The organism is Variovorax sp. J22G73 (assembly GCF_030317035.1).
In the GTDB taxonomy this organism is placed as follows: domain Bacteria; phylum Pseudomonadota; class Gammaproteobacteria; order Burkholderiales; family Burkholderiaceae_C; genus Variovorax.
The window spans coordinates 174,419-188,665 of sequence record NZ_JASZYK010000004.1; the positions used below are offsets into that span (position 1 = coordinate 174,419).

The 14,247-nt window shown below is 67.6% G+C and carries 9 protein-coding genes; 5 read left to right on the top strand and 4 right to left on the bottom strand.

The window, feature by feature from the left end:
• The first annotated feature begins 92 nt into the window (after nt 1-92).
• Entirely contained in the window at nt 93-1,259 is a 1,167-nt protein-coding gene (locus tag QTI51_RS17225) for a mandelate racemase/muconate lactonizing enzyme family protein (protein ID WP_116909267.1), read from the top strand.
• Between the two features lie 40 nt (nt 1,260-1,299).
• Here the strand turns inward: QTI51_RS17225 and QTI51_RS17230 are convergent, their stop codons facing one another.
• On the bottom strand, nt 1,300-2,301 hold the full coding sequence (locus QTI51_RS17230) for a tripartite tricarboxylate transporter substrate-binding protein (RefSeq protein ID WP_116909268.1): 1,002 nt from the start codon (nt 2,299-2,301) through the stop codon (nt 1,300-1,302).
• A gap of 199 nt (nt 2,302-2,500) precedes the next feature.
• Here QTI51_RS17230 and QTI51_RS17235 point away from each other — a divergent pair, with 199 nt between their 5' ends.
• Nucleotides 2,501-3,043: a MarR family winged helix-turn-helix transcriptional regulator gene (locus QTI51_RS17235; protein ID WP_116909269.1), complete on the top strand. Its 543-nt coding sequence runs from the start codon at nt 2,501-2,503 to the stop codon at nt 3,041-3,043.
• A 30-nt stretch (nt 3,044-3,073) separates the two neighbouring features.
• On the opposite strand, the gene QTI51_RS17240 is transcribed toward QTI51_RS17235, so the two are convergent.
• Together QTI51_RS17240 and QTI51_RS17245 are read right to left on the bottom strand one after the other, a co-directional pair.
• Nucleotides 3,074-3,448, bottom strand: coding sequence for a FlxA-like family protein (locus QTI51_RS17240; protein WP_116909270.1), 375 nt, complete (start codon nt 3,446-3,448; stop codon nt 3,074-3,076).
• Between the two features lie 108 nt (nt 3,449-3,556).
• On the bottom strand, nt 3,557-4,387 hold the full coding sequence (locus QTI51_RS17245; protein WP_207786678.1) for a winged helix-turn-helix domain-containing protein: 831 nt from the start codon (nt 4,385-4,387) through the stop codon (nt 3,557-3,559).
• Nucleotides 4,388-4,864: 477 nt separating this feature from the next.
• Here QTI51_RS17245 and QTI51_RS17250 point away from each other — a divergent pair, with 477 nt between their 5' ends.
• The 3 genes from QTI51_RS17250 (at nt 4,865) to QTI51_RS17260 (ending at nt 13,200) form a co-directional block, all read left to right on the top strand.
• Nucleotides 4,865-6,136: an EAL domain-containing protein gene (locus QTI51_RS17250; RefSeq protein ID WP_207786679.1), complete on the top strand. Its 1,272-nt coding sequence runs from the start codon at nt 4,865-4,867 to the stop codon at nt 6,134-6,136.
• Nucleotides 6,137-6,177: 41 nt separating this feature from the next.
• Entirely contained in the window at nt 6,178-6,828 is a 651-nt protein-coding gene (locus tag QTI51_RS17255; RefSeq protein WP_116909629.1) for a response regulator, read from the top strand.
• 213 nt (nt 6,829-7,041) lie between these two features.
• Nucleotides 7,042-13,200 carry an ESPR-type extended signal peptide-containing protein gene (locus QTI51_RS17260; protein ID WP_116909273.1) on the top strand — a complete coding sequence of 2,053 codons (6,159 nt, stop codon included), beginning with the start codon at nt 7,042-7,044 and terminating at the stop codon, nt 13,198-13,200.
• A gap of 385 nt (nt 13,201-13,585) precedes the next feature.
• Here the strand turns inward: QTI51_RS17260 and QTI51_RS17265 are convergent, their stop codons facing one another.
• Complete coding sequence (locus QTI51_RS17265) at nt 13,586-14,095, bottom strand: pilin (RefSeq protein ID WP_286516117.1); 510 nt, start codon at nt 14,093-14,095, stop codon at nt 13,586-13,588.
• Between the last annotated feature and the right edge of the window lie 152 nt (nt 14,096-14,247).

Genomic DNA, 14,247 nt, shown 5'->3' on the forward strand with positions numbered 1-14,247 from the left:
GAGTATTGGACCGCGGCGGCCCCGCCGTCCGAAGATGCGGCACGCCTCGGAATTATGGCGAGCGCCCCTGCCACCCACCCATCGCAAAGACCATGAAGATCGTCAACATCCTCGAATCGACCCGCCCCATCAAGTCGGACATCCGCAACGCCTACATCGACTTCTCGAAGATGACGCTGAGCCTGGTGGCCGTGGTCACCGACGTGGTGCGCGACGGCAAGCCCGTGATCGGCTACGGCTTCAACTCCAACGGGCGCTACGGCCAGGGCGGGCTGATTCGCGAGCGCTTCCTGCCGCGCCTGCTCGAGGCCGAGCCCGCGTCGCTGCTCGACGAGACCGGCGACAACCTCGACCCGCACAAGATCTGGGCCCGCATGATGATCAACGAGAAGCCCGGCGGCCACGGCGAGCGCTCGGTGGCCGTGGGCACCATCGACATGGCCGTGTGGGACGCCACGGCCAAGATCGCGGGCAAGCCCCTGTACCAGCTGCTGGCCGAGCGCTACGGCAACGGCACGCCGAACCCGCGCGTGTTCGTGTACGCGGCCGGTGGCTACTACTACCCCGGCAAGGGCGTGGAAGGCCTGCAGCGCGAGATGACCAGCTACCTGGAGCGCGGCTATTCGGTGGTGAAGATGAAGATCGGCGGCGCCACGCTGGCCGAAGACTGCGCGCGCATCGAGTCGGTGCTGAAGATCCTCGGCCCCGGCCAGCAGCTGGCGGTGGACGCCAACGGCCGCTTCGACCTGCAGACGGCCGTCGACTACGGCCGCGCGCTGTCGCAGTACCCGCTGTTCTGGTACGAAGAGGCCGGCGACCCGCTCGACTACGCGTTGCAGGCCAAGCTCGGCGAGGTGTATGCCGGCCCGATGGCCACGGGCGAGAACCTGTTCTCGATGCAGGACGCGCGCAACCTCATTCGCCACGGCGGCATGCGGCCCGACCGCGACTGGCTGCAGTTCGACTGCGCGCTGAGCTACGGCCTGGTGGAGTACCTGCGCACGCTGGAGATGTTGAAGGAACACGGCTGGTCGCCCTCGCGCTGCATTCCGCACGGCGGCCACCAGATGTCGCTGGCCATCGCGGCCGGCCTCGGGCTCGGCGGCAACGAGAGCTACCCCGACCTGTTCCAGCCCTACGGCGGCTTCCCCGACGGCGTGAAGGTGGACAACGGCTACGTCACGCTGCCGCCGCTGCCGGGCATCGGCTTCGAGGGCAAGGCCGACCTCATCGCCGAGATGCGGGCGCTGGCCGCCTGAAGTCGCCTGAAGTGGCGCGGCCCGTTCGCGTGGAGCAGCGTCAGGGCTGGAAGCCCGAGCGGCGCACCACCGGCTCCCACTGCTGGCGGTAGGCCTTGAGCATCTGCGCGGTCTCGGCCGCGGTGCTGACCACGGGCGTGATGTAGAGCGCGTCGGCCGCCTTCTGCAGGCTCGGGTCCTTCATCACGTCGTGGATGGCGCCGGCCAGCAGCTGCACCTTGGCAGGCGCCATGGTGCTGGGCGCGAAGAAGGTGTTCCAGCCGTCGGCGTCGATCTTCATGCCGGCTTCGCGGAAGGTCGGGATGTGGGGCGCGAAGCCCGCGCGCTTCTTGCCCGACACGGCCAGGATGCGCACCTTGCCAGCCACGTGCTGCGCGTAGAGCGAGTCGAGCGTGTCGATGGCAATCGGCAGGTTGCCGCCGATGAGGTCGGCCGACAGCGGCGCCGAGCCGCCGTAGCCCTTGATCTGCGGCTGCACGCTCAGCGCGTCGCCCACCATCAGCCCGAAGAAGTGAGGCAGGCTGCCGGTGGCCGGCACGCCGAACACGGCCTCTTCCGGGTGCGCCCAGAGCCGCCCGACCAGGAACATCGCGCGGTCGAGCTGCAGCTTGTTGCCCACGGCCAGCGCGAAGTCGTAGCTGCTGACCTGCGAGACGGGCACGAAGTCTTTGTCGGGGTCGTAGCCCGCGTCCTTGAACACCAGCGGCGCGACCACCATCACGGCGGGGTTGCCGAGCATCAGCACGTTCTGCCCCGCGGGCGTGCGCTTCACTTCCTTGGCGGCGAGCCGGCCGCCTTCGCCGGGGCGGTTTTCCACCGACACCTTCACGCCCAGCTTCGGCGTGAGCCGCTCGGCGATCAGCCGCGCGATGCGGTCGGTGCTGCCGCCGGGCGCGTAGCCGACGACCAGCGACACGGGGCCGTCCAGCGCGGGAGCTTGCGCGGTGGATTGCGCATGGGCCATGGTGTGCATCGCGGGGATGCAAGCGGCCAGGGCGGCGGCCCCTGCCATGAGCTGGCGCCTGGAAAAGAATGCGGGCATGGGGAGTCTCCTGCGAAGGGTGGCTTGTGGTCCGGGACGGGTGCGCACGACCTTCACGGCGAGAATCGAACGCCACGACCTGTTGCTGTTCGTGCAAATTTGTTACGGTTTATACGTACGCGCAAACAGTTGATCTAATCCATCACCTGCCCGCCGAGGCGAGCGGACCACACTCCCGCCTTCCTCTTAATCCATCCGTATGCAAGCCTTTCCCGACGCAGCCGCGCTGCGCGCGCCGCGCTCCCTGGACGACCTGCTGCTGTACCGGCTGTCGCGCGCCATGCGCGCGGGCAGCGGCATGGCGACGCGACTGGTCGAGGGTGGTTTCGGCATCACGCGCCGCGAGTGGGGAATGATCGCCACGCTCGCGCAGGAAGGCGAGATGACGTCCTCCATGCTGGCCATTCACCTGCACCTGGACCGCGTGCGCACGTCGCGCGGGCTGCGCAGCCTGGTCGAGAAAAAGCTGGTGGAACGCCGCCAGGATTCGGAAGACCGGCGCGAAGTGCATGTGCGGCTGAGCGCGTCGGGCCAGCAGCTGTTCGGCCAGCTGTTCCCGCGCATCGCGGGCTTGAACACCGGCCTGCTCGAGGGCATTGCGCCTGCGCACCTCGACATCTTTCTGCAATGCCTGCAGCACCTGGAGCAGCGCGGCGGCGAACTGGTGGCGCAGGGCGCCATCGCGGAAAAGGCCGACCGGCGCTCGGGCGGCACCCGGCACCGGTGGCCGGAGCGCAGCTGAAGCCGAGGCCGGCCGGTTCGTCTTTCCTTGTCAGGCTTCGACGTTGAGCGTGCCGCCGATGGGCACGCCGCCGGCGTTGGTGCGGAACGCGCTGCTGTGGTTGTTGTTGCTGCTCGCGCCCGCTTCGTTCTTCATGGCGTCGATCTGCTGCTCCGCGCTTTTCTGCATGGCCGCCGCCTGGATCGCCTTCAACTGCGCCTGCAGCATGGCGAGCTGGGTGTTGAGCGACTGCAGTTGCTGCTGCACGGCCTTGCGTGCATCGCCTTCGGGCGTTTCGATCAGGGTCTTCTGCGTGGCGGTGATCTGCTTTTGCGTGGCGACGATCTGGCGCTGGATCTTCGCGACTTCGGCGGCGGTGCCGCTGCCGGAAGCGGATGTGCTCGAAGCACCGATGGCGGTCAGCATGTGAGTCCTCTGTCGTTGTGTAGATAGAGAACTATCGGCAGCGGCGCGGAAAAATGAAGGGCTGCGCTTGTCTTCAACAGCCTTGCAGCCCGACAGCGCCGCGGGCTCTCAGCTCATGCGTGCCTGCGAAGCCCACGCTTCGGGCTCGCGCGAAGTGCTCAGCCGTCCGTCGCGCGAAGCGAAGGCAGGCACGGCGCTGTCGGCAACGTGCTGGAATTCGGTCGCGTCGTCGACGAGCTTGCGAGAGGCCCGTTCAGCGCTCGACACCGGAATGAGCTGGTAGCCGAGCCCATACACCGCGCGTAGCACCAGCCCGTTTTCGGCGCTGAGCCCCAGCTTCTTGCGCACGTGCACCGCGCACACGTCGAGCGCCCGGGAGTTCTCCTTGGGCTGCACGCCGAAGAACTCCGACAGCTTGCCGCGCGTGACCACGTGGCCGATGTTGGAGAAAAGAAGAAGCGCAAATATGAATTGGCGCCGCTGCAGCTGGATTTCATGGCCGCGGACAAAAACGACGGTTCTCGCGCCATTCACGAAGCGGTAGTCGCCCCACGAAAACTCGCCGGCCTCGAAATGGGTTTCGCGCGTGGCGCCGCGCAGCAGCTTCTTGATGCGCCAGATCAATTCCGGGCCATTGATCGACGGGAGAAGCAGCACGTCGATGTGCGGCGGGTTGGCTTGAAGCGGCAGCAGCTTGGTCCAGTTGCCGCCCTCTATCAATAGCAGCGCGGGGGCGTTCGCCACTTCGATGAATTTCGATATCAGGTCGAAATCTTCGTCGTTGCTGGCCGCGATGACCAGCATCGAAAACTTTTTGTGCCGCCAGAAGCCGGTCATGAATTCGCCGGGGCTGCTGAACTTGACCACGTCGAACTTGGCATGGGCCAGTTCCGACAGCACCGAGGTCTGCTCGAGAAACCCGCAGTTGACCAGCGCCACCGAAACGACCTCGTGGGAGTTCCGGTAATCGAGCCCCGCGGCCGCTACCGCGAGACCTGAAACTTCGTTGGCCTCTTCCTGAATTGCAGCAACGTTGAAAAACCTTGTACGCATTGCATGACCTTCATTTTTTTGAAATCAAAGGAAAATAATTCCACCGACAAATCGAACATGATTCGCATCGAATCGTTCGATTCAGTGCGCCCGGTGAAAGTTAGCAACACTTGATGCACGGGAAAATAGGATTTGGACTAAATCTCCTTTCCGTATCTCTCGGCCAGTCCATGTCCTATGGACAGGCAATGCGTGACCCATTGGGCGTTCTCGAGGGCCGCCGTTTATGCGCTGGCGCTTTTAGTCCTGTTCCGATTCCTGTCGTCCTAGAGCGCCGATACAGTCCGCCGCGCACGTCCATCACCGAGAGAAAAATTGACGCCAAACAAGGTCAAAGCGACCCACCAATTCCAGAAGTTCCGAGTGGTCGTCCTGGCCCGTGAAGGGCACTTCGCACGCCGGACCGCCGCGGAGCTGGCGCGCCTGGGCGTGGCCCGGCAAGCGCATGCGGCGACCCTGGGCGCGGCCACCTCGGCGGTTCTCGAAGACGAAACGGACATGGTCGTCGCGGAGATTCACTCGGACTACAGCGACGGCCTCATGCTGCCGAGCGCGCTCAAGGCGCTGAACGCCAGCGGTCGCCTGAAGCTCGTGCCGCACGTTCTCTGGACCGGTGACGGCGCTCCGGCCGAGCCCGCGAACGGCGCTGCGCAAGAGTGGCGCGACATGCTGAACGGCGTGTCGATGACAGCCCTGGCCTCCCATGCGCGGCTTGCGCGAACGGCGGGCATCCAGGTGCAGATCGTTCGTGAAAGCGGCATCGGCGCCCTGCAGGCCGGCCTGGAGCGGCTGCTCGACGCCGTGCGGCCCCCTGCCCCCGTGCGGCGCAGCGAACCCGACCACTCGCCCGCGGAAGACGACGTCATCGCCGCGCTGACCTCGGGCGAAGGCCTGCGCGTGGTGTTCCAGCCCCAGTACGACCTGGCGAGCCGCGCGGTGGTGGGCGCCGAGGTGCTCATCCGCTGGCAGCACGCCCGCTACGGCGAGGTACCGCCCGCGGTGCTCATCCCGATGGTCAATCGCCTCGGGCTCGACCTGCTGCTGTTCAGCTACATCGAAAAGCGCGCCATCGAGACCTTGCTCGCGCTCGACAAGGCCGGCATCGAGATTCCGCTGGCCGTGAACGCCTCCGCCAAGACCATCTGCACGCCCGGTCTCGCTGAACGGCTGGCCGGCAAGATGAAGCGCGCCGGGCTGCCGGCCCAGCGCCTGAAGATCGAGCTGACCGAAGAGTTCACCTCGGTCGACGAGCTCACCCTCTCCGCATCGCTGACCGCACTGCGCGCCCGCGGCATCCAGGTCTCGCTCGACGACTTCGGGGCCGGCTCTGCCACGCTGGCGCTGCTGTCGCAGATGCCCTTCGACGAGATGAAGATCGACGGTACGTTGGTGCGTGCCGTGGCGCTGACGCCAGCGTCGCGCGAGATCATCGCGGGCACCGTCACCCTGGCGCGGCTGTTCAACCTGCGGCTGGTCATCGAAGGCATCGAGGACGAATCGACCATCGCGCTGCTGTGCGAGCTCGGCTGCCGCGTCGGCCAGGGTTATGCGCTGGCGCGGCCCATGGAGAGCAGCGATTTCCTGGGCAACGCGGCAGTGCTGCGCGGGCTCGACGTCAGCCGCGCGACCCTGTGAGCAGCCCGTTGTCGGCCGCTGACGCCAAGGCGCCCCGTCGCGTGCGCATCGCATTGCTGGACGACCATGCGGTCGTGCGGCACGGACTGGTCAGTCACCTGGGCGCCGAACCCGCCATCGAGGTGGTGGGCGCCTACGGCAGCAGCCGCGAGCTGATTCGAGGCATGACCCAGGCGCCGGCGGACGTGCTGCTGCTCGACTTCTCCCTCGACCAGGACGAGATGGACGGCGTCTCGCTGATCCGGGCATTGCAGGCCCGGTTTCCGCACTGCCGCATCCTCGTGCTCTCCGCGCATCACGAAGCCGCCACGGTGTCGCTCGCACTGCGCGTCGGGGCGCGCGGCTTCATCGGCAAGGGCGAGGACATGGCCGACCTTGTGAAAGCCATCCTGGCCGTCGCGGCAGGCGCTGTTTACCTGAGCGCCGACATGGCCTACCAAGTGGTCGATGCGACCACATCGGGCGGAAACAACCATGGCGCGGCAGGCGCGGACGTGCTGCGGCAGGCATGGCTGTCCGTGCGCGAGCAAGAGGTCATTCGCTGCTACCTGACGGGCATGAGCATCACGGAAATCGCCAGCAAGTTCAACCGCAGCGTCAAGACCATCAGCTCGCAAAAGGCCACGGCGTTTCGCAAGCTCGGCGTCACCTCGAACAACGGGCTTTTCAAGATCATGAGCAAGCTGGGGTGATCGGCCGCCATGGTCGATGCAGCGGCCGTGGTGGCCCGCTGACGATCGGGAACAGTTATTGAGACTGGTCCTATAGGGAAGTGAAAGAGCGAAACCTAGAGTCCAAACCGGCCGTGGGGTTTGGCCAGTTTTCTTCGCGCATCCGGCGTCTCCATCGCGCCTGCGTCTTTCACCCTTCCCCGCCTTTGCTTCAAGGCGCTGACCCGTCCACCAATGAACAAGTCCTACAAAACCATCTGGAACGAATCGCTCGGCGCCTGGGTTGCCGCCTCTGAAACGACCAAGGGCCGCGGCAAGCGCAGCAAGCTCGGAAATTCGGCCACCGGTTCTTTGCCAGCGTCCTTCGAGCGAACGCGCGGCCATGGCGATCGACTCGCCGGCGCGATCTCCCTGGCCGTTCTTGGCATGGCCGGCGCATTGCCTTCTGCATTCGCTCAGTTCACTCCCGTGGGCAGCGGCGGCGTTGCCACCGGCGCGGCAAGCATCGCCATCGGCGGTGGCACGGGCGCCACGGCCCGCGGCACTATTGCAGCGGGTGCATCAGCCACCGCCGCCGATGCCATCGCCATCGGCGAACAATCGAACGCCGCGTCCACGGCCATTTCCGCTATTGCCATCGGCCGCGGGGCGACAGTCAGCGACAAGTTCGGCATCGCCCAGGGCGACGGGGCAACGGCCGCGTTCAGCAGCGTGGCCATCGGCATGACGGCCCTGGCCACGAACAATTTCGCCTCGGCCCTGGGCTGGACGGCCCAGGCGCTCGGCAACGCTTCCATCGCATTCGGCCCCGGCGCCATCGCTGGGGTCAACGCGAAAAACGCAGTGGCCATCGGCATGAGCGCCCAGGCGTTCGCCGGCTCTTCCGTTGCGCTCGGCCCCACCGCGGTCACGGGCGTCAATGCGTCGAACGGAATTGCCATCGGCTCATCGGCATCGTCCACCGGCGACCGGAGCGCGGCCATCGGCTCCGGCGCCCAGGCAGCGGGCGAGTTCGCCTTGGCCGTGGGCCGCACGACGCTGGCGGCAGGGGCCGGGGCGACGGCGCTTGGCAGCAACACCTTGAGCGGTGCGTCCGCCGCCGGCGCCGATGCGATTGCCATCGGCGGCCAGTCCAACGTCGCGTCCACGGCCACCTCCGGCATCGCGCTCGGCCGGGGAGCCACCACCAGCGGCGCCTTCGGCATCGCCCAGGGCGACGGGGCCACGGCTTCCGCGTCGAATGCCATCGCTGTGGGCACGGGTGCCCAGGCATCCGGGGCCGGGGCCATTGCGCTGGGCAACAAGGCGATTGCGCTGTACCCCGACAGCGTGGCGCTGGGCTCGTCGAGCAAGACGTCGGGCACGCTGACGGCGTTGCAGTCGGGCGTGGCGCACACGCCGTTCAAGGGCGCGGTCATTGCGGGCTCGACGCCGGTCGGCGAGGTGTCGGTGGGGTCGGCCGGCAACGAGCGGCGCATCACCAACGTGGCCGCCGGCAGTGCCGCAACGGACGCGGTCAACGTCAGCCAACTGCAGGCGGCGTCCGCGGGCGGCGTGCAGTACGACAGGAACACGGACGGCACGCTGAACAAGGCCGGCGTGACGTTGGGCGGTGCAGGCGTCACCACGCCGGTGCGGCTGGGCAACGTGGCCGCGGGCAATGTGGCCGCGGGTTCGACCGATGCGGTCAACGGCGGGCAGCTCGATACGGTGCGCGCGGCCGCCAGCAAAGGCTGGAACCTGGGCGCGAACGGGGCGGCCGCGCTGAACATCGCGCCGGGCAGTGCGGTGGACTTCATCAACGGCAGCAATACCACCGCCTCGCGCACCGGCAACCAGATCAAGGTCGATATGTCGAAGGCGCCGACCTTCGACTCCGTGACTGCAAGACCGGGCGCGCCCGGCAGCGGCAGCGCCACGCTGGGCGGCAACGGCCTGACGACCATCGGCGCGGACGGCAGGGCCGGACCCAGCGTTCTTGCCACCGGCATCGACGCGGCGAGCAAGCAGATCGCCAACGTGGGCGCGGCCACAAGGGACGACGACGCGATCAACAAGAGGCAGTTGGACGACGCGACCAAGTTCGTCAAGGTGAGATCCGGCGGCACGGAGCTGGCCGCCGTTGCGGCAACGCTGGGAGACGTCGCCATCGGCGTGCAGGCGAACGCGACCAGCGGCAGCAACCTCGACCATGCCGGCGTGGCCATCGGCTATGGCGCGACGATGAGGGGCAACCGGGGCGTCGCCGTGGGCATGCAGTCGTCGGCCACGGGCGACGATGCGGTCGCTTACGGCTACGAGGCCAATGCCAGCGCAAAGGGCGCGTTGGCGCTCGGCAGCCGCGCCAATGCCACGCAGGCCGGCGCGGTCGCCTTGGGTCAGGGCAGCGTCGCGGACCGCGCCAACACGGTGTCGGTCGGCAGCGCCGGTGCGGAGCGCCAGATCGCCAACGTCGCTGCCGGCACGGCGTTGACCGACGCGATCAACAAGTCGCAGCTGGACACTGCGACGAAGTTCGTCAAGGCGCGATCCGGCGGCTCGGAAGTGGGGGCTGTGACGGGGTCCCCGGGAGACATCGCCATCGGCGTGCAGTCCAACGCGACCAGCGGCAGCGGCGGTGACCATGCCGGCGTGGCGATCGGCTATGGCGCCACGATGAAAGGCAACCGGGGCGTGGCCGTGGGCATGCAGGCGTCGGCCACGGCCGATGACACGGTCGCCTATGGCTACGGCGCCAACGCCAGTGCAGCGGGTGCTTCGGCGCTGGGCAGCCGCGCCAGCGCCACGCAGGAAGGCGCCGTCGCGCTGGGCCAGGGCAGCATCGCGGACCGCGCCGACACGGTGTCGGTCGGCAGCGCCGACGCCGAGCGCCAGATCGTCAACGTGGCCGCCGGCACGGCGCCCACCGATGCCGTCAACCTCAGCCAGCTGGACGCGGTGAACGCGACGGCGAGCAAGGGATGGAACCTGAGTGCGAACGGCGTGAATCCGATGAACATCGCGCCTGGCGGCGGAGTCGATTTCGTCGACGGCAACAACACCGCCGTCTCGCGCATCGGCAATCAGATCAGGGTGGATGTGTCGAAGACGCCGACCTTCGATGCGGTGACTGCAACCACGGGCACGCCGGGCACGGCCGGCTTCAGCAGCACCACGCTGGGCGCCAACGGCCTGACGACCGCCTCCGGCACCGACAGCAAGGCGGGCCCGAGCGTGACCACCGCCGGAATCGACGCAGGCAGCAGGAAGATCACCCGTGTGGTCGCTGGCACGGACGACACCGATGCGGCCAACGTAGGGCAGGTGAAGCTCGCGCAGGCCCAGGCCGGCAATTCGGTGCAATACGACGGCGCCGACCGGCGCGCCGCGACGCTCGGCGGCCCGGCCTCCACGGACGGCGGCAGAACCGGCGGCACCAGGCTGTCCAACGTCGCGCAGGGCGCGCTGAGCGCCAGCTCGACGGACGCCGTCAACGGCGCCCAGTTGAACACCACCAACCAGAACGTCACCACGCTGGGCGACAGCATTGCCGCGGGCACGACCGGCCTGGTGCAGGCTGTTCCGGGCAAGACCGACCAGCTCACGCTGCTCGCGCCGGGTGCGACCACCGCTGCGCCCGGCACTGCGCAAACGCTGGGCAATGTCGCGGCCGGCAAGGCACCGACCGATGCCGCCAACGTGGGCCAGCTCGACGCACTCGCCGGCAGCGCGGTGCAGTACGACAGGAACGCGGACGGCACACAGGGCCGGATCGGCGTGACGCTGGGCGGCGCGGGCGCCACCACGCCGGTGAGGCTGGGCAATGTGGCCGACGGCAACGTGGCTGTCGGCTCGAGGGACGCGGTCAACGGCGGGCAGCTCGATGCAGTGCGAGCGACGGCCGGCAAAGGGTGGCGCCTGAGCGTCAACGGTGTAGACGCCCTGAACCTCACACCGGGCGGTGCGGTCGACTTCGTCGACGGCAGCAACACCACGGTGTCGCGTGCCGGCAGCCAGGTCAAGGTGGACGTGTCGAAGACGCCGACGTTCGAATCGGTGACTGCGAGCACCGGCACGCCAGGCACGCCCGGCTTCAGCAGCGCCACGCTGGGCAGCAACGGCTTGACCGTGCAAGGCGGCCCCAGCGTGACCACGGCCGGCATCGATGCCGGCGGCTCGACGATCACCCACGTCGGCAACGGCACCGCGCCCGACGACGCGGTCAACCGCGGTCAGCTCGACCAGCTTTCGGACGAGGCGGTGAAGTACGACAAGAGGGCCGATGGCACCCTCGACAAGACCCGCGTCACGCTGGGTGGCAACAACGCAGACGGCAGACCTGCAACGGACGCTGTGCGGTTGGCGAACGTGGCCGACGGCAACGTGGTCGCGGGATCGAAGGACGCGGTCAACGGCGGCCAGCTGAACGCACTGGGGACAGGCATCGGCAACGTGCTGGGCGGCACCTATGCCAATGGCGTGTACACCCCGCCGACCTTCGTCACGGTCGGCGGCGGCACCGCCACGACGGTGCAGGGCGCGCTGGACAACCTCGGCCGCGCGGTTTCCAACGGTGCGGTCGGTCCGGTGCGGCAAACGGGCAACGACGACCAGCTCGCATTGGTGGCGCCAGGTGGCACGGGCGCCGCGCCGGGCGCCGCGCAGCAACTGACCAACGTGAAGGCGGGCACCCTGTCGGCCACCTCGACCGATGCGGTCAACGGCAGCCAGCTGCATGCACTCAACGCAACCGTGGCCGCTGCAGGCACCAAGGCGGACAACGCGCTGCAGTACGACAAGAACGCGGACGGCACGCAGGCAAAGACCCACATCACGCTGGGCGGAGCGAGCGCCGACGGCGCGGCGCCGCTGACCGCTCCGGTGAGGCTGGGCAACGTCGCCGACAGCAACCTGGCCGATGGCTCCAGGGACGCGGTCAACGGCGGCCAGCTGCATGCAACCAACCAGAACGTCGCCAACCTCGGCAACGACCTCAGGAGCCTGAACGCGAGCATCAACGACGGCAAGTCCGGCCCGCTGCAGCGCACAGGCAACGCCGACGAGCTGGTGCTGGTGGGCAGGGACGGAAACGCCGCCAACCCTGGCGCGGCGCAGCGCGTGACCAACGTGGCCGCCGGCACGAGCGATGGCGATGCCGTCAATCTCGGCCAGTTGAGGCAGGTGTCGGCCGCGGCGGGCAACGCGCTCCAGTACGACGGTGCCGACAAGCGCGCGGCGACGCTGGGCGGGCCAGCCTCCACCGACGGCGGCAGGACGGGCGGCACCCGGCTCGGCAACATGGCGCAGGGCGCTGTCAACGACAGGTCGGCCGACGCCATCAACGGCGCGCAGCTCGCCGCCGCGAACACAGCGGTGTCGCGCGCACTGGGCGGCGGCGCGAACCTGAACGAAGGCAAGGCACCGAGCTACAACGTGCAGGGCAACACCTATGACAACGTCGGCGGCGCACTGGGTTCGGTGAACGACAACCTGAGCACGGTCAACCACGCGATCAACGGCGGGGGCGGCATCAAGTACTTCCGCGCCAACTCCGCCCTGCCCGATGCCAACGCGAGCGGCACCGACGCCGTGGCGGTGGGGCCGCAGGCGGTAGCCGGTGGCACTTCGTCCGTGGCCGTGGGTTCGGGCGCGCAGGCCGCATCGGCCAGCGGCACGGCCATCGGCTTCAAGGCGGTGGTGCAGCAGACGGGCGGGGTTGCACTGGGCTCGGGCTCTGTGGCGTCTGCCGCTGCGGGCGTGGCCGGTCACATCCCGGCCGGCGCGAGCGCGCAGCAAGCTGCAGCAGTGCGAGCGACCACCGGCACGCAAGGCGCGGTGTCGGTGGGCGATGCAGGCAACGGGCAGTTCCGCCAGATCACCGGCGTGGCCGCGGGCACGGCCGACAGCGATGCGGCCAACGTGGCGCAACTGAAGGCTTCAGCCAACGCAGTCAAGGCAGGAGCCGTGCAGTACGACACCTCGCCCGACGGCACGACCGACTACGGGCAGATCACGATGGGCAACGGCCAAGCACCAGATGGCACGCGCATTTCGAACGTGGCGCCGGGCGCGCAGGGCAACGACGCGGTCAACGTAAACCAGCTCAACAGCGCCACGGCGGCGTCGATGAATTACACCGACGCGCGCGCGAACCAGCTCGGCAACGCGTTGCGCGATGTGGCGAAAAAGTCCTATGCGGGCACTGCGGCGGCGATGGCGCTCGAGAGCGCACCTTACGTGGCCGGCAAGGTCACGTATGCGGCCGGCCTGGGCCACTACCAGGGCCAGACGGCGGTCGGTGCGTCGCTGCGCAAGACGGCGGAGAACGGCCGTTGGAGCGTGACGGGCGGCGTCACGGCGACGTCGGCCGGAACTGCTGGCGTGCGTGCAGGTATCTCGGGTGTGTGGGATTGACGGGGCGCTCGGAGATCGACGCAGCCGGAGGACTGATGCGCGGCGGGTAACCGCCCAATGAAAAAGTCCCGACGCAGGTACTGCGCGGGACTTCCAAAAACTGCCAAAGATCAAATCTGGCGGAGAGTGTAAGAGCAGAAAACGTTATTGCGACAACAACTTAGTCATCAGATACCACGACCGATGCCATAGAAGCATGATCGCTAGTCGCCAGTTGTTGGGCTGAACCTGATGATAAAGCAATCGTAAACGAGGCGTTACACCTGCCCATTTCATGCGGCGGGGTGGCCCCGCGTGTAGAGCCTTGGCCGTACTCTTCGTACCGAAGCGTCGAGCCACAAACGAAAAAGCCGCCCGGAGGCGGCCGCGTAAGGCAAGCGGGTGCTTAAGAGCCGGTCGTGCCCGTGGTGCCGGTCGTACCGGTCGTGCCACCAGCCGCGGGCTGGCAGTTAGCAGGCGAGAGCTTCGGAGCGGCGGTGCTGTCGCACGTCCACGTGCCGGCCACGCCAGTCGTAGCGTTGTCAGTGGTACGGGTCCACGTAACGGCCTTGCCTTGAACTTGAGCATTGCCAATCAGGGCACAAGAAATCGTGGCGGCGCCAGTGGCTGCCACGTTCACCGTGTAAGTGCAACGCTGGGTCGGGCCTGCTTGCAGCCCGATATCCACAGCTGAAGTCGTAGCGGCCTTCGTTGCGTCTTCACCCAGCTTGGCTTCGACATTAACCTTGCCGGGGGTGATTTCGGCCAAGCCAGCAGCGACTTGCGACTTTGCGATGTAGTCTTGGTAAGCCGGCAGAGCCACAGCTGCCAAGATGCCAATGATCGCGACGACGATCATCAATTCGATAAGCGTGAAGCCAGCTTGAGCGCGGCGGGCGAGAGTGCGACGGTTCATGGAAATTCCTCGGTTAGGGTTTGAGTCACCGAGGGAGGCCCCCGGAGCGCATCCCTAACCGCAGGTCGCGTGCCACCCTCACGCAACGCAGCCAACTGTAAAAAAGTGTGCACTTTGTCGCAAAAACACCTGGACGTGACGACGAAAGACGG